This window comes from Campylobacter sp. CFSAN093224, assembly GCF_012897395.1.
GTDB lineage: Bacteria > Campylobacterota > Campylobacteria > Campylobacterales > Campylobacteraceae > Campylobacter_D > Campylobacter_D jejuni.
Genome location: NZ_CP040607.1, coordinates 1177247 through 1193160, shown reverse-complemented (window position 1 = coordinate 1193160; position 15914 = coordinate 1177247). Strand labels below are relative to the sequence as shown.

General features: G+C 31.4%; 13 protein-coding genes. 3 read left to right on the top strand and 10 right to left on the bottom strand.

The features are described from left to right. Positions 1-43 precede the first annotated feature (43 nt). The 7 genes from FBF11_RS06140 to guaA all read right to left on the bottom strand — a co-directional run bounded on the left by FBF11_RS06140 (position 44) and on the right by guaA (position 9811). Positions 44-526, bottom strand: a complete 483-nt coding sequence (locus FBF11_RS06140) for a DNA-deoxyinosine glycosylase (protein WP_002859314.1) — start codon at positions 524-526, stop codon at positions 44-46. Beyond that, entirely contained in the window at positions 523-2682 is a 2160-nt protein-coding gene (locus FBF11_RS06135; protein ID WP_002873149.1) for a polyribonucleotide nucleotidyltransferase, read from the bottom strand. Before FBF11_RS06135 ends, FBF11_RS06140 begins: the two co-directional genes overlap by 4 nt. Positions 2683-2751: 69 nt before the next feature. Then, entirely contained in the window at positions 2752-4800 is a 2049-nt protein-coding gene (locus tag FBF11_RS06130) for an LPS-assembly protein LptD (protein WP_002869655.1), read from the bottom strand. Further along, the gene (locus tag FBF11_RS06125) at positions 4790-5242 is read right to left on the bottom strand and encodes an RDD family protein (RefSeq protein WP_002868548.1); all 453 of its coding nucleotides are present in this window, start codon (positions 5240-5242) and stop codon (positions 4790-4792) included. Before FBF11_RS06125 ends, FBF11_RS06130 begins: the two co-directional genes overlap by 11 nt. Next, positions 5239-6489, bottom strand: a complete 1251-nt coding sequence (gene purD / locus FBF11_RS06120; protein WP_002868549.1) for a phosphoribosylamine--glycine ligase — start codon at positions 6487-6489, stop codon at positions 5239-5241. Before purD ends, FBF11_RS06125 begins: the two co-directional genes overlap by 4 nt. Positions 6490-6728: 239 nt before the next feature. Beyond that, complete coding sequence (locus tag FBF11_RS06115; RefSeq protein WP_002853236.1) at positions 6729-8189, bottom strand: hypothetical protein; 1461 nt, start codon at positions 8187-8189, stop codon at positions 6729-6731. A gap of 86 nt (positions 8190-8275) precedes the next feature. After that, entirely contained in the window at positions 8276-9811 is a 1536-nt protein-coding gene (gene guaA / locus FBF11_RS06110) for a glutamine-hydrolyzing GMP synthase (protein ID WP_002873151.1), read from the bottom strand. Positions 9812-9949: 138 nt separating this feature from the next. Between guaA and FBF11_RS06105 the strand changes: the two genes are divergently transcribed. From FBF11_RS06105 to FBF11_RS06095, 3 genes are read left to right on the top strand one after another with little or no spacing between them, the layout of a single operon-like run. Continuing rightward, complete coding sequence (locus FBF11_RS06105; protein ID WP_002867358.1) at positions 9950-10444, top strand: hypothetical protein; 495 nt, start codon at positions 9950-9952, stop codon at positions 10442-10444. Next, positions 10437-12239, top strand: coding sequence for an excinuclease ABC subunit UvrC (uvrC, locus tag FBF11_RS06100; RefSeq protein WP_002875857.1), 1803 nt, complete (start codon positions 10437-10439; stop codon positions 12237-12239). Before FBF11_RS06105 ends, uvrC begins: the two co-directional genes overlap by 8 nt. A 1-nt stretch (position 12240) precedes the next feature. Next, entirely contained in the window at positions 12241-13437 is a 1197-nt protein-coding gene (locus FBF11_RS06095; protein ID WP_002854153.1) for a hypothetical protein, read from the top strand. Here the strand turns inward: FBF11_RS06095 and FBF11_RS06090 are convergent. The 3 genes from FBF11_RS06090 to ciaC all read right to left on the bottom strand — a co-directional run bounded on the left by FBF11_RS06090 (position 13434) and on the right by ciaC (position 15859). Continuing rightward, entirely contained in the window at positions 13434-14336 is a 903-nt protein-coding gene (locus tag FBF11_RS06090; protein ID WP_002853556.1) for a radical SAM protein, read from the bottom strand. The genes FBF11_RS06095 and FBF11_RS06090 overlap by 4 nt on opposite strands. Beyond that, on the bottom strand, positions 14333-15355 hold the full coding sequence (hemE, locus tag FBF11_RS06085; protein ID WP_002859305.1) for a uroporphyrinogen decarboxylase: 1023 nt from the start codon (positions 15353-15355) through the stop codon (positions 14333-14335). Before hemE ends, FBF11_RS06090 begins: the two co-directional genes overlap by 4 nt. A gap of 183 nt (positions 15356-15538) precedes the next feature. Further along, positions 15539-15859, bottom strand: coding sequence for an invasion antigen CiaC (ciaC, locus tag FBF11_RS06080; protein WP_002853224.1), 321 nt, complete (start codon positions 15857-15859; stop codon positions 15539-15541). Positions 15860-15914: the final 55 nt, after the last annotated feature.

The following is a 15914-nucleotide window of genomic DNA, read 5'->3' as shown; positions in this document are numbered from 1 at the left end:
TTTTTTCTTGTTTTACTTGGGGGGGGGGGTAATGCTTAGTTTGTTATTTTGTAAATTTTTTGATTATTTCATAGTTTTGTAAAAGCTGTTCAAAAGAAAAATTTAAATTTGCAGGAGAAGTTGAGGGTAGGGCTATGGCTTTTAAGCGAGGGTGGAATTTAATAAAAAATTTATAAGCACTTTGTCCAGTAGTAAAAATGGCTTGGATTTTGGTTTGAGAAAGGATCGGGCTTAAATCATTGGCTTTTGCATAACTTATAGTTTTATCATCTGAATTTTTTATCTTGCAACTTTGAAGTACATCCCAAAGAGCGATATGTTTTTTTCTTAAAAAGGCTTGTTGTTCTGTGATATTTTCTAATCTTACATCAAAAAGTGTTTCTAGTATAGGCCAAAAACGATTTCTTGGGTGTTGATAATAAAAGCCATCTTGTCTTGATTTTACCGAAGGAAAAGATCCTAAAATTAAGATTTTAGAATCTTTGTCAAAAAAAGGCTCAAAAGGATGAGTTAGAAATTCGCTCACTCACACAAATCCACAGAAATTTTTCCGTTTTTAATTTCGCTGATTTTAACTTTTAAGCTTTGGTTTTCGCTTAAATTAAGATGCTTGCTTTTTGAACTATGCAATAAACCATCAACACCATTTTTAAGTTCCACAAAGGCTCCAAAAGGAGCGATTTTTTTAACAATACCTTGAAATTCTTGCCCAAGTTCAAAGCCTGATATATCTTTGTCTTTAGGGCCTTTTTTAGTTCCTTTTTGAGAGCTTGTGATGTTTATGATGTAGTCTTTTGCGGCTTTGATTTGTTCGTTTTGACTACCTGCTATTTTTACTTCACCTTTTTCGCGATCTAAGTCTATAGAAACGCCAAATTTTTCTACGATTTCTTTGATGGTTTTTCCGGCTTGTCCTATGATATCAACGATTTTTGAAGGATCAACGCTAAAAAGTTCAAGTTTAGGTAAAACTTCTTCATTGACTATGATTTCTTTGGCGGCTTCTTCCATGATATTTAGAATGTGAATTCTTCCTTCTTTGGCTTGGTATAAAGCTTGTTTTAGTATTTCTTGATCGATTCCACCTAGTTTTATATCCATTTGAAGAGCAGTAACGCCGTCTTTGCTTCCTGCTACTTTGAAGTCCATATCCCCATCATGATCTTCAAGTCCCATGATATCTGTTAAAACAGCATACTTGTTATCTTTAAAGATAAGCCCCATGGCTACTCCTGCAACAAGTTTTAAGCTTGGCACTCCTGCTGCTTTTAAGGCTAAAGATCCGCCACAAACCGTTGCCATAGAACTTGAGCCATTGCTTTCTAAAATTTCACTGACTAAGCGGATTACATAAGGATAGTTTTCATCCACACTTGGATAAAGTGCTCTTTTGGCTAAATTTCCATGTCCTAGTTCTCTTCTTCCTGGAGCTTTGATAGGACTTGCTTCGCCTACTGAAAAACCTGGAAAATTATAATTTACCATAAAGCGTTCGCTTATAGGATTTTTTTCTGTAAGCAAGTCTATCATTTGAGCATCGTTTTCTCCGCCTAAGGTTGCAACCACTAGGGCTTGAGTTTGTCCACGAGTGAAAAGACAAGAACCATGAGCGTTTGGTAAGATGTTGGTTTCTATACTAATAGGACGCACTTCGTTTAAACTTCTACCATCAGCTCTTTTGCCTTCATTTAAAATTTGCTCACGAATAAGTTTGCGTTTGACTTTAGCTAAGGTATTTAAGACACTTTCTTCGCTCCAGTCTTTAGCGATTTCAAGATTTGAAATTTCTTTAGCGATTTTATTTAGTTTGCTTGCTCTTTCGCTTTTTGCCATTTGGTTGATGGCTTCTTTGATTTGTTTTTGGAAATTATTTTCTATAAAAGCTAAAATTTCAGGATATTCAATCTCATTTTTTAGTTCGATTTGAGAATTTTTTTTGTGTTTGCTAAAGGCTTCTTCATAAGCATTTGAACCATTTAATATAGCTTTTTGAGCTAAATTTAGAGCTTCTAAAATTTCATCTTCGCTAAGTTCATTCATATTTTGTGAAGTGGTTTGAGTTAAAACATCAGCATAAGGAGATTCGATAAAGATTTCATTTTCTTTTTGATCAGGTAAGGCTCTCATTTCTATCATCAAAAGCTCATCTTTTACACCTGCTACATAGAGATCTAGGGTGCTATTTTGAAGCTCTTCATTGTTTGGATTGAGTATGAAATTTCCATCTATCTTTCCTATACGCACACCACATACTGGAGCTTTCATAGGTATATCACTAAGATAAAGTGCCACGCTTGCGGCATTTAAGCTCATTACTTGCAAATCTACTTTAGGATCAGCTGAGAGAACCATCACAACGATTTGAGTCGGATAAGCATAGCCTTTTGGAAAAAGAGGGCGTAAGCTTCTATCAATAATGCGTGCTGTTAAGGTTTCTGCATCGCTTGGCTTGGTTTCTCTTTTGACATAACCACCAGGGATTTTTCCTGCGGCATAAGCTTTTTCGATGTATTGGACGGTTAGAGGTAAAAAATCTTCTTCAACTTGTTTTTCTTCTCTTGCAACTGTAGCTAGAACAACGCTTTTGCCTTGTCTCATTAAAACAGCACCGGCAGCTTGTTTGGCGACTTTGTCTATATCAAATATTTCTGTATTTTTGTTAATTTCTATGCTGTATTGCATTATTTTTCCTTTTTTACCAGATAATAAATTCGTAAAATTTTTTAAAATATTTAGCAAATTTCATCCTTTTTAAATTTTGTTTTCACTTTCTGCTAAAGAGAAATCGTATTTTACTCCTCCTAAAGGATAGAAGTTGAAAATAAAATAAACTCCGCTTTGATTTTTAGCTGTGATACCACCACTTGTGAGTTGTGGATCGATTCTTTCTCTATACATTAAAGAATAGTTCCAACATTTTCTTTGGTAGGTATAGCCAAGTTCCCACATGTTTGCATGAGCTCTTTGAGTATCAAACCAAATTCCACCAAATAAATTGTAATTAGGCGTGGCAATATAATTTGCTCTTGTACCAATAAAGCTATATTTTCCATACTCATCGTTTTGATAAGCATGAGAAAACATCCAATTAAATTTTGAATTTGTATTGACTTCTATTTGGCTGATGACATTGGTAAAGCGACTTTGTTCATAAGAGTAAAGCACTTCGCTGTTGAGATTGATGTTTTCATTAAAATAATAAGTTAAAAGATTTTCAAGTTCATAGAATTCATTTTGTTTATTGAGATAGTCAAGCGAAATTCTGTGTTTGAGTTTTTTTTGTCCTTCGTTGTTATAGAAATATTGCACAGCATAAAGACTTGTATGCTCGTTTTCTTTGTCGTATTCTTCAAGATAATCTTGCGTGATTTTACCTGATTTTGCTCCTGGCAAAACGTAATTCACCCCTAAATTTAAAGTATGAAAGAAATTTTCATAAGCTTTTGAAAGATCGGTGTAGAGATTAAAATCATGAGTGTTTCTGAAATAATGCTCATGGTTTCTTTCGGGATTGTTGCTATAATTTACAAAAGAAGCATAAAATCTTTCTGTAAAAGTAAAGTGTAAAAAGTCTCCAAAAAAAGCGTTGTGATACGAGATAGGCAAGTCTAAATTTAGCTCATTTGCATAAGAACCAGCAGGTCGGTAAAAATTATGAAATGAAGCATCAAATGAATAACGCAAGCGTTCATCAAAAAGGTTATTTAAAAATCTATGATATTGAAAGCTTGGATATTCTTGTAAGGTTGTATTGTTGCTAAGTTTAGATGTGTCGATATAATATCTTGCATAAGCTCCGTAAAAATTGTTTTCATCAGCTAAAAAATAATTGATTTTGGAGGTTACAAGCGAGTTAAGATCTCGATAATCCCTACTTCCTAAATTTAAATAATCCACATCGTTGAGATAGGTTGCATCTATCCATAGACCTTCTTGAAAATTATCACTGAGTAAAGATTTGATTAAATCATCTCTTGAGTATTTTAGTTCTATTCCATAGTGGGTTTGATTTTTCAAATTTTCATCGTGAAAATAGGAGCTATTTTCCCTAAAAGCACCAAAATTTAATTCTCCTGTTGAATATGGAGAATCAAGAAATCTTAAAGTAGAATAAAGTCCAAAACCACGGTTTGTTCGAATTTGTGGATCAAGTTCTAAATCCCAATTTTCTTGAGTGGCTATATAAATAGGTTGTTCATAGTATAAGCCTTCGCTACTTTTTAAAACGATTTTTGGGATTAAAAGCCCGCTTTGTCTATGAGTATCAGCGCTAAATCCAAAATAAGGTAGATAAAAAACTGGGGTATTTTTAACATATAATCTTGCATTGTAAAGATGAACAAAATTGGTTTCCCGGTTAAGCCAGCCTTTTGAAAAACGAATTTCCCAATCAGGATCTTCAACATTGCAGCTTGAAACTGCTGAAACTTTGCTTTCAAAGACTTTATCATTTAGATGGCTTGTTTTGCTTTGAAACCATACTTCAAGATTGTTATTGGAAAAGAAAAAATTACTAAAATCGGCTTGATTGGAATTTAGGTTGATTTTAGCATAATCAGAATGTGATCTTTCGTTTTGTCCCCTTAGGATGTTAACATCGCCAAAAAGCTCAACATCTCCGGTTTTTTCATTGTAAATTGCTTTATTGGCAGTGATGAAATAAAAATCAGAAAAAATAATAACATCATTGTTCGCAGTAAGAATATCACCTTCTTTTTTTGCATCAAGAGCGTAAATATCAACTTGTGCTGCATTTAAAGCTATGCTAGTTCCTAGCAATAGGGAAAATTTACGCCACATCGACTACTATTGTCCTTGCTAGATAATCCTCCCAAGCTTTGCGTAAATCATTGCTTAAAGCCCAAGCAAATCCAAGCATAAACGCCATAGCACTAACTTGTCTTACGGCAGACCTGATGCAACTTTGAATGAGATTGGGTTTATCAAGAAGATTTTCATCCAAGATGATAATTTTGCATAATATTTTTCCCAAACTTGCCCCATAAAGATAAGTAAAAATTGCTTGATAACTAAAATGAAGCAAGATGAAGCCAAGGTAAAAATTTCCTACAATTTGAGTTGTTTCAAATAAATCTTTTGCTTGGATTAGACGATCATAAAAAATGATAAACGCAATCAAAGAAATAACCATATCATCGATTAAAAAAGCTAGAACTCTTTTTCCAAAACTTGCTATTTTTAGATTTTCACGCTCCAAGCGGTCTTGTAAATTTTCTTTCATTTCAGAACCTGATGAGCGATGTCTTTTCTGTATTGTTTTCCTTTGAAATTTACATTATCACAAAGTTTATAAGCATTTTTTTGCGCTTCTTCTATACTTTTTCCTGTGCCAATGCAAACTAAAACTCTTCCGCCATCAGCCATTAATTTGCCATCTTCTAGGCTTACTCCAGCATAAGAAATATGAGAGTTTTCAGGAATGTTATTTACGGTAATTTCACTTTTTGGTGAACTTTTGTAAGGATAATTTTCACTTGCGCATACAACCCCTACTGCAAATTCTTTTTTGATTTTGATTTTTGAGTGTCTTAAGCGTCTTTGAGTAGCAGCTAAAATAAGCTCTAAAGGATCTTCGATTAAAGGCATTAAAACTTCACATTCAGGATCGCCAAAGCGAACGTTAAATTCTAATACGTAAGGTTTATTTCCAACGATCATAGCACCTATAAATAAAACACCACAAAATTCCGCTCCTTCTTTTTTCATACCTGCTAAAGTTGGTAAAATAATATCTTTTTGAACTTTTCTAAGCAAGCTTTCATTCGCCAAAGAGCTAGGAGCGTAAGCACCCATTCCACCAGTATTTGGCCCTTGATCATTATCGAGTAATTTTTTGTGATCTTGTGCTGCAGGAAGTAAAACAAAATCATTGCCATCACATACTGCAAAAATGCTTAATTCATAACCATCTAAAAATTCTTCAATTACAACGAGTTTTCCAGCATCTCCAAAGCTTTCTCCGCTCAGCATTTTAGCTGTTTCTTCTATGGCTTCTTCATGAGTTTTAGCTATGATAACACCTTTTCCTGCGCAAAGTCCATCGGCTTTTACTACTATAGGAGGGGTTAAACTATATATAAAATTTTTTGCTTTTTCAATGTCATTTGTGTTTAAAAATTTGGCTGTTTTGATACGGTATTTTTTAAGAAAGCTTTTCATAAAAGATTTTGAGGTTTCAAGCATTGCAGCAGCTTTACTTGGCCCAAAAATAGCAAGTCCTTGTTGTTTAAAAATATCTACAACCCCTTCAGCTAAAAAACTTTCACTTCCTACTATACAAAGATCAAAACCTTTTTCTTTTGCATAGGTTGCTAAAACTACTGGATCTTTTAGGTTTAAATTTGTTCCAAGACTTTCGGTAGCGCCATTTCCAGGAGCAAAATAAAACTCTAAATTTTTGTCTACTCTTCTTAAGGCTAAAGCAATAGAATATTCTCTTGCACCACTACCCAAAATCATTATTTTCATTTATATCTCCTTTTAAACCCAAACAGCCGTTTAACAAAGATTGACCCCAAAAAGTCAAAGAAAACCGCTAGGTAATTTTTAAAGGCTGCAACTTCTCACTTTTTTCAAAGCTCAAACGATGCCACAGAACACGGTAAATCACACAATCGCAGTTAATAAAAATGTGTTGGATCACTTTAAATACTACAAACTGTTTAGGCAAGGAAATTATAACTTAATTTAGCTTAAATTTCTATGTCTTAAATCAGTTTAAATTTGGTTTTTCCTGATTTGTCAAAATGCTTTCCTTGTAAAATAATATCGGCAACATTTTCCCAAACATGTTTTTCATCAATATAGACTATATCAAAGGTGTTATCACGCATTAAAGATTGATAATTTACTTTTTTAGGTGCGTATTTTACTAAATAATACGGATTTTGTGAAAAGTTTTCAATTTTTAATTTGCATAATAAATCTAAATCCGATGTGACAACTAAAAATTTTTTTCTTTGTTCTTTTGTGATTTTTTGAATATACACTAAAAGTTTTTGATCAAAAGGATTTAGAGCGGATTTATTTAAGCGACTTAAGTAATGTTCTGCAAAAGAAAGAGAACAGAAAGAATTTTCTATATTACTCATAGTAAAATAAGAATTTTTAACCCCTGATGATTTTAAAGACAAGTGCCAAATTTTAACATCCATTATGGTTGCGCATAGATTTAAACCTGTGACAATTTTTTTAAAGAGCTTTTCTCGTGAAAGTTTAAAAGCATTTTCGAAAATATTGTAATTTTTCTTATAAAAATCTTCCCTTATAGCATCAAGTCTTTTTAGTGTTGTTCTGTAGTATTCTGCTTCTTTTTGTAGTTTAGCCAATCTTTCTTGTCGTGCTTTAAGTTTTTCAGGGTCTGCATCGGTCGCATTGCTTTTAAGATTTATTTCAGATTGTAAAGTTTTCATTTGTGCTTCAAGTGAGGCTAGACGATTTTTTCTTGTATCTATGGTGGCTACTAAAGCTTGGTAATGACACTGCAAAGATAAAAAAGTTTCGTTAAAAATTTTAGTGATATTTGGTTTTTGATCAGCCATCATTTGCTTATACGAATTCTCTAAATGCATCATGATGCTTTTTAATGCGCTAAATTGGGTTTGGTCTATGCTATTATCCATAAAAATTAAAGTATCATAAGCTTTAAATAAAAATCTTTTAAGTATAAGATAATCAAGTATACAAGGAATTTCCTTTTCATCTTGTAGATTGGCTTGAAGCGTTTCTACGGATAAAATTTCATGGGCAAAATATTTTTGTATAGCTTGAGGTATAGTAAAAGAAAGAGGAATTTTTTCTATAGTGTCAAAGTCTGTTGTTCTATAGAGTTCTGTTATATAAGCACTTCTTCTTGAGTTTTGCAAGTCTTCTAATTCATCATCATTATCAGTTTTCCAAAAATCATGCTCAGTGATAAAATCCCCTTCTTTGAATTCTTGAAATTTTGAAGGTTTTATACCTGTTATGGTTTTGCTTGTTTGAACGAGTTTGCCGTCTTCTGCTTTTTTTTCGCTAGAAAGAGTTCTAAATTCCACAAGCATACCAACACTTGGCATACTTTTTTTATCATTCCAAATTTGGCGATTAAAGTCAAAAAAGGTATTTGCTGAGTTTGTAACGGTTCCACGTCCTGTAGAATCCATATAAATAGCTATTTTTCCATGCATATTTCTTCCTTGAAATTTCTTAAATAAATTCTAGCCTTATTTTTATAAAAATTTTATATTAAAAATAAGAGCTAGAAAAAAATGGATTATTCCCATTCTATAGTTGCAGGTGGTTTGCTTGAGATATCATAAACAACGCGATTTATACCTTCTACTTCATTGATGATACGGCGACTTATGTTTTCTAAAATTTCGTAAGGTAAATGCGAGAAGGTAGCTGTCATACCATCACTTGCATCTACAACGCGTATACAAACTGCATTATCATAAGTGCGGTTATCCCCCATAACTCCAACGCTTTTAACATTTAAAAGTACGCAAAATGCTTGCCAAGTTTTATCATACCAACCTGTACTTTTAAGTTCCTCAAGTAAAATTACATCAGCCTTGCGTAATAGTTCTAAGCTAGCGCGATTTACTTCTCCCATAATGCGTATAGCAAGACCTGGCCCAGGGAAAGGATGACGATAAACTACTTCTTTGCTAAGTCCAAGCTCAAGTCCTAAGGCACGCACTTCATCTTTAAAAATTTCTTTTAAAGGCTCTATGAGTTTAAGATTCATTTTTTCAGGTAAGCCCCCTACATTATGATGGCTTTTAATGGTTTTGCTTGCACCTACAACAGAACTTTCTATGATATCAGTATAAAGTGTGCCTTGGGCAAGATATTTTACATCTTTATGTTTTTTTGCTTCTTCTTCAAAAACTTCTATAAAGGTATTTCCTATGATTTTTCTTTTTTGTTCAGGATCTGTGACATTAGCTAAGCGACTTAAGAAAATTTCACTTGCATCAATGCTGATGAGATCGATGCCTAAAGTGTTTTTAAACATAAATTCAACTTGTTCTTTTTCTTCACTTCTTAAAAGTCCATTATCTACAAAAACTACTATAACTTGCTCTTTTATAGCGCTAGCTAAAAGTGCAGCAACTACGCTACTATCTACTCCGCCACTTACAGCACAAAGCACTTTATCATTGCCTACTTCTTCGCGGATTTTTTCTGCTTGAGTTTTTGCAAAAGAACCCATATTCCAAACGCTTTCACAATTACAAGCGTATTTAGCAAAATTTTTTAAGATATTTTTGCCAAATTCGCTGTGTTGTACTTCTGGGTGAAATTGTAGAGCAAAGAATTTTTTATCCTCATTTCCAAAAACACAAAAAGGGCTATTTTCACTTGTGGCCAAAACTTCAAAACCTTGAGGTAAATTTTCTACTTTATCAGAATGACTCATCCAAACGGTTTGTTTTTTTGGAAGATTTTTAAATAAAGCGCTATCTTTTTTAACTTCTATGTTTGCTTTGCCGTATTCTTTATGTCCTGCAGGTGCTACTGTAGCTTTGTAATGATGTGCCATGAGTTGCATACCATAACAAATTCCAAGAATAGGTAGATTTAAGTCAAATATGCCTTTATCGCAAAAATACGCATCAGTTGCATATACGCTTGCTGGACCTCCGCTTAAAATAATACCTTTTGGTTCTTTCGCCTTAATATCAGCCAAGCTTACATTAAAAGGTAAAATTTCTGCATAAACTCCTTGTTCCCTTAAGCGTCTTGCTATAAGCTGAGTGTATTGAGAGCCAAAGTCTAAAACTAAAATATCTGCTTTTTTCATTATTTACCACCTATGTAATTGTTCGTATTTTTTAATGGTTTTTACCGAACCATTTTGTTCATAGCTTGTGTATTGAGGGTTGCCTTTATATCCGCAAGCACAGAAGAAAATTAAGAAAAGAAATGCTAAAATCATCTTATGGGAAAAAGAAATAATATTAAGATGACTAAAAACGCTAGTGCTGTTATTAATGAATTGATGGATAAACCTCATTATAAGCCTTTAAAAACCTTATTTTTTTGCAAAGATTTTTTAAGTTCTTTTCCGCTTGCTAAGCAACGTTTGATTGCCAAAATTTATGTAAAAAATCATATTTTAAATATAATAACCTTACATCCAGCAGCTTATCAAGAATTAAATCATGATGATAGCAAAATTTATATTAAATTTCTCATAAAAGCATATGGACAAAAATATCCTTTAAGTGGATTTGTTGATATAAAAGATATAAAAATCTTTTCTCAAAAATACACTTATACGGTAAATAAAAACAAAAATGATGAAAAACTCTCTAAAAATTCTTATTTGGAGCTTTCTAAGGGTGAATTTAAAAATTGCTTTGAAGATAAAAAATTATTTAAGAAATTTGAAGATTTAAGAGAGCTTATAAAAAAAGGTTCTAATCTTGATTAAAGAGAATTTAGAAAATGAGTTAAAAACTCTTCCCAATAGTGCTGGAGTGTATCAATACTTCAATCAAGAAGGAAAGCTTTTATATGTAGGCAAGGCTAAAAATCTTAAAAATCGTGTCAAATCTTATTTTGCCTTTACTCCAAATTTACATGCAAATCCAAGAAATTCTTTAAGAATTCAAAAAATGATTGAAGAAACAGTGCATTTGGAATTTATTGCTACTAATTCAGAGGCTGATGCTTTGATTTTAGAAAATTCTTTTATCAAACAACTGCATCCAAAATATAATATTTTGCTAAGAGATGATAAAACTTATCCTTATATTTATGTGGATTTTGAAGAAGAATTTCCACGCTTTGAGATCACTAGAAAATTAGTAAAAAAAAGCAAAATTAAATATTTTGGCCCTTTTTTTAAAGGCGCTAGAGAGCTTTTAGATGCGCTTTATTTATACTATCCTTTAAAGCAAAAAGCAAGTTGTAAATCCCCTTGTATTTTTTATCAAATTTCTCGTTGTCTTGCACCTTGTGATAAACTCATCAGCAGGGAAAAATACCTTGAAATTTTAGATGAGGCTATACACGCACTTTTAAATCCTAGTGTTTTGCTTAAAAACTTAGAAAAACAAATGCTTGTTTTAGCACAAAATGAAAATTACGAAGAAGCAGCTAAAGTAAGAGATCAGATTGCAATGATTAAAGATTTGGAAGTTAAGGTTGAAATAGATATTGCGAAATTAGAAGATTTTGAAGTATTTGCTTTAGCTTTTAAAAATTCCGTGCTTTCAACCTTGCGTTTTGTGGTGCAAAATGGAAAAATTATCAGTGCAAATTCTAAGATTACTCCTATAAGAAATGATATACAATGGGATCAAAATGAAATTTATAAGCAACTGATTTTAGAAAATTTTAGCATGGATATTCCTTTGCTTGCAAATGTTATTTATGTTTATGAAGAATTTGAAGATAGAGTGCTTTTAGAAGAAATTTTAAGCCAAAGGTTTGATAAAAAAATCAGTATTAAAATCCCTAAAATAGGAGAAAAAAGAAGAATTTGTGATTTGGCTTTTCAAAATGCCCTTTTAAATATAGAAAAAGAGCAAAAAAATCATGATTTTACTATACAAAAAGAATTAAAGTTTTATTTTGAGCTTGAAAATTTACCAAATGATATAGAAATTTTTGACAATTCTCATTTGCAAGGCGTGGCAAATGTTGGAGCTATGGTAACTTATAGAATAAATTCTTGGGATAAGTCAAAATATAGAAAATTTCATTTAAAACATAAAAATGACTATGATCAAATGCGTGAAGTTTTAACGCGTAGAGCTTTGGACTTTGATAAAATACCTCCTCCTGATTTATGGCTTATAGATGGGGGAAAGGCTTTGCTTGATTTGGCTAAAGAAATCATTGTAAGTAGTGGGGCAAATGTCGATATTTTAGCTATTTCAAAAGAAAAAATCGATGCAAAAGCACATAGAGCTAAAGGGGGTGCTAAGGATAAAATTCATTCCTTAAAAGGAGAATTTAGTCTAAGCATTAACGATAAAAAACTACAATTCTTACAGAAATTAAGAGATGAAGCACACCGTTTTGCTATCAGCTTTCATCAAAATACTAAGAAAAAACAGGACTTGAATAGTTCTAAGCTTGTAAATTTAGGACTTAGTTCAGGGGTTATACAAAAACTTTTAGCGTATTATGGAAATTTTGAATCTATATATAAGGCTGATTTTAAAGATCTTACAATGCTTGTAGGCAGGAAAGCGGCGCAAAAGATAAAGGAAAATTGATTTGATATTAGCAGGGATAATTTTTATTTTTAATCTAATTTTAGCGTATTTAAGTATTGATATCTCAAAGCTTGATAGTGTTACTGAACAACTGAAAATAGGTATGTTTTCTAGCATTTTTGTTTTATCTTTAACACTTTTTATTTTTGCTTTTAGGCAAAATAGAAATATAAACAAAATATATCAAAAAATTTTTTGCATGCAAAATGATTTTTTAAATTTTCAAAAAAAGATTGATGTTGATAGTGCGCTTGATTTGTTAAAGGAAAAATTTGAAACTACGAGCCAAAATTTAACTAAAATATCCCATGAAAAAGATAGATATTTGCATTTATTGGAGGAAAATTTATATCAGCTTGTAAATATATCTAATGCAATGCGTTGCTTAAATGAAGGGTATAATAAAGAAATTAATTCTTTGATTTTAAATGCCTTAAATTCTCAAAAAGATCAAATTAGATTAGAATTAAATGAGGCTTTAGAGCATCATAAAAGCATTATAGGAACATCTCATGGAAAGGTTTTGCAATTTGAAGCAAGTGTGGCCATAGTTAATAATGATGAGCTTGAGAATTTTTTACTTGCAAATTTACTTTCGTATTTTGGCATAGAAAGCACTTGTTTTAAAAATTTAAGTTTTGATGTTAATGACTTTCATTTGATTTTTATCAAGGATAAAATTTTCAATAAAAATGTAAAGAAAAATTATGATTTTATAGTGATGGGTCGGCATAAAAATACACATTATGAGTATTTTTTAACTTTACCTTTTGAAAAAAAAGATCTTGAAAATATTTTGCAAAACAAGCTTGATAAGGTTTGCACTTTAAAATTTAAAACCCCTTATCAAAATAATGTATTGCTTTTTAAACAAAATGATTTTGATGCAACCTTGTTTTTTAATATAATAGAAAAACAATGTGATAAAAATATATGTATAAATTCTTTTAGTCAATTAAAACAAGAATTAAGCAAGGAGACTTATCGTTTGATTTTACTTGATTATGAATTAATTAAATTTGATCTTGAGCAAATGAGAAATTTGCTAAGTGCTTATAAAAAACAGCATCCACAAAGCCATATCATCTTTTTTTCAAAGGAAAAAGTTAGGGATTTTGATTGTGTGAGCGAAGTTTTAAGTGATGTAAGTAGAAATGATCTTATAACTTTACTTAGAAAGTATTTGCCAAAGGCCTAAACTTTATAAAATTTAACTCCAGCTAAATCGAGAATTTTTACCTTTTTTTCTTTGATAAGTTGATTTAAGAGAGTTTTGGATTGTTCATCAAATTTCACTTCAATGTCTATTTCGCTTTGTGAGCGCAAATGAAGCATTTTTAATAATTCTTCTTCATTGAAGCTTAGTTTTTCACCTTCATAATGTCTTTTGGCTAAGAGTACGGGAGTAGAATCTATAAGTTTAGAAAGTTCTAAAAGTTTTTCTTCGCTTACTTTTTTAACAGCATAAGCAGGAGGTCTATCTATGGTGCTTAGATCAACTCTTAAAGGCATGATTTTTTTTAAAGCTTGATTAAGTGCTTCAAATTCTTCTTCGTTGTCATTAAGATCTTTAACAACTAGAATTTCCATAATCAAATCTCCATTAAACCTAGCTCTAAAATCTGCCATTTTTTCTATCATTTTTTCTAAGTCAATGTTTTTTAAAGCTCTATCAATACGATAAAAAGTTTTAGCAACTGCACTATCCAGGCTAAATTTGACCACATCTAGTTTTAGCAAAGCATTAAATTTGTCTTCATCTAATACAGCTGTACCATTGCTTAAAATAAGCAATTTTTTATCTTTAGCAATGCTGCGTAAAGATAAAATAAGCTCATTTAAATAAGGATAAAGACTAGGCTCTCCGTTGGCAGTAAGGGTAAGAAAATCAAATTCAACATTTTTTTCAAGCATAACTTTAACTTCGGAGATAATTTTATCTATGCTGATAATTTCATCCTGTTTTTCTTGGGCTTTTTTTGGATCAAGCTCGCAATAAACACAATCAAAATTGCATTGTTTTTTACTAGGGCTTAAATCTATACCCAAAGATCTTCCAAAACGCCTTGAGCTAACAGGACCAAAGAGTATTTTCATTTAGCTGAACTTTCTTGTACAAGCTTGATAAAATATTTTGCATTTTCAACAGGAATATCAGGCAAGATCCCATGTCCTAAGTTGAAAATATGAGCTTTATTTTGCATGGTTTTTAGTATTTTTCCGACTCCTTCTTTGATGGCATTTTTATCATAAAGTCTACAAGGTTCCATGTTGCCTTGAAGAGTGTATTTGTGCGATAGTTTATCACGTGCTAAATCAAGCGGAGTGCTCCAATCAACTCCAAAAACATCAAAATTACCATCGATTCTATCCAAATAACCGCTAATGCCTTTAGGGAATAAAATTACAGGTATATTTGGGTATTTGCTTTTAATAAAATTTGAAATTTCAAGCATATAATTAAAAGAGAATTCAAAAAACTTATCATATTCTAAAGCACTTGCCCAGCTATCAAAAATTTGTATAGCATTAGCACCTGCTTTAATTTGCTCTTCTAAATAAAGTTTTAAAACTTGAGTTAGTTTGTTTAGAATTTTATGTAAAAGTTCTGGGTTTTGATAAAGCATTTTTTTACACTTTGCATAATTTTTACTTCCACTTCCTTCTATCATATAGGTAGCTATAGTCCAAGGGCTTCCGCAAAATCCTATTAAAGCCTTGTTTTGAGATAATTTTTCTCTTGTAAGCTTTAAGGCATCATAGACATAATTTAATTTTTTATGTGCATTTTGATCGTCAAGTTTTTCTAAATCTTCTAGGGTTGAAATAGGATTATCAAAAACAGGCCCTTCTCCTTTTTCAAAACGTAAATTCATACCCATTTCAAGAGGAACAACTAAGATATCTGAAAAAATGATTGCTGCATCTACATCTAAAATATCAATAGGCTGTAAAGAAACTTCAGAAGCTTTTTTATAGTCTTTGCATAAAGAGAGAAAATCACCCGCTTGTTTTCTTACTTCCATATATTCTGGCAAATACCTTCCTGCTTGACGCATCATCCAAATAGGGGTGTAGGGTGTAGGTTTTTTAAAGCAAGCATCGATAAAAATCATTATTTTCCTTTGTTTTTAGCAAAATTATAACAGAATTTGATAAATTAAATTGGTCAATTTTTCTATATTTTCTTCATATAGAGGAAATAATAAATTTTTTCATTTTATCCAGAGTTATTAGAAATTTTACGAGAATTATTGGAATTCTCGTTTATGTAGTTTGAGTTTTGATTGATTTGTATATTAAGCCTTTGTATTGTTTGTGGCATTTCCTGCGTCAATTGTAGTAAAAAGCTTATTTAGCAAAGTTTCCTCATTTTTTTTGTATTGATCTTCTCTCATTTTTTGCCAAGCATAAGATCTAAAATCTTCTCTAACAGCACCAAGATCAATGTCTTCGTTAGTAAATTTGCTTGAGTTTGTTTTTTTATCTTCCTTTTCTTCTTTGTTTTTTACTTCATTTAATGTGGCTTGAAATTCATCTGCCGAAGTATTTTTTTCTTTAACTTTAGTTGTGGTGCTAAAGATAGCATTTGATGTTTTTTGAGTATTATCTACTACCATTTTCTCCTCCTTTATTTAACTTTACATTAAATAAGCAAGCAATTTCTATTCCAAT

What these genes read in the sequence shown, in the direction of transcription:
- FBF11_RS06135 (WP_002873149.1), bottom strand. Translation starts at nt 2,682, where the DNA reads ATGCAATACAGCATAGAAATTAACAAAAATACAGAAATATTTGATATA.
- FBF11_RS06130 (WP_002869655.1), bottom strand. Translation starts at nt 4,800, where the DNA reads ATGTGGCGTAAATTTTCCCTATTGCTAGGAACTAGCATAGCTTTAAAT.
- FBF11_RS06125 (WP_002868548.1), bottom strand. Translation starts at nt 5,242, where the DNA reads ATGAAAGAAAATTTACAAGACCGCTTGGAGCGTGAAAATCTAAAAATA.
- purD (WP_002868549.1), bottom strand. Translation starts at nt 6,489, where the DNA reads ATGAAAATAATGATTTTGGGTAGTGGTGCAAGAGAATATTCTATTGCT.
- FBF11_RS06115 (WP_002853236.1), bottom strand. Translation starts at nt 8,189, where the DNA reads ATGCATGGAAAAATAGCTATTTATATGGATTCTACAGGACGTGGAACC.
- guaA (WP_002873151.1), bottom strand. Translation starts at nt 9,811, where the DNA reads ATGAAAAAAGCAGATATTTTAGTTTTAGACTTTGGCTCTCAATACACT.
- FBF11_RS06105 (WP_002867358.1), top strand. Translation starts at nt 9,950, where the DNA reads ATGGGAAAAAGAAATAATATTAAGATGACTAAAAACGCTAGTGCTGTT.
- FBF11_RS06090 (WP_002853556.1), bottom strand. Translation starts at nt 14,336, where the DNA reads ATGAAAATACTCTTTGGTCCTGTTAGCTCAAGGCGTTTTGGAAGATCT.
- hemE (WP_002859305.1), bottom strand. Translation starts at nt 15,355, where the DNA reads ATGATTTTTATCGATGCTTGCTTTAAAAAACCTACACCCTACACCCCT.
- ciaC (WP_002853224.1), bottom strand. Translation starts at nt 15,859, where the DNA reads ATGGTAGTAGATAATACTCAAAAAACATCAAATGCTATCTTTAGCACC.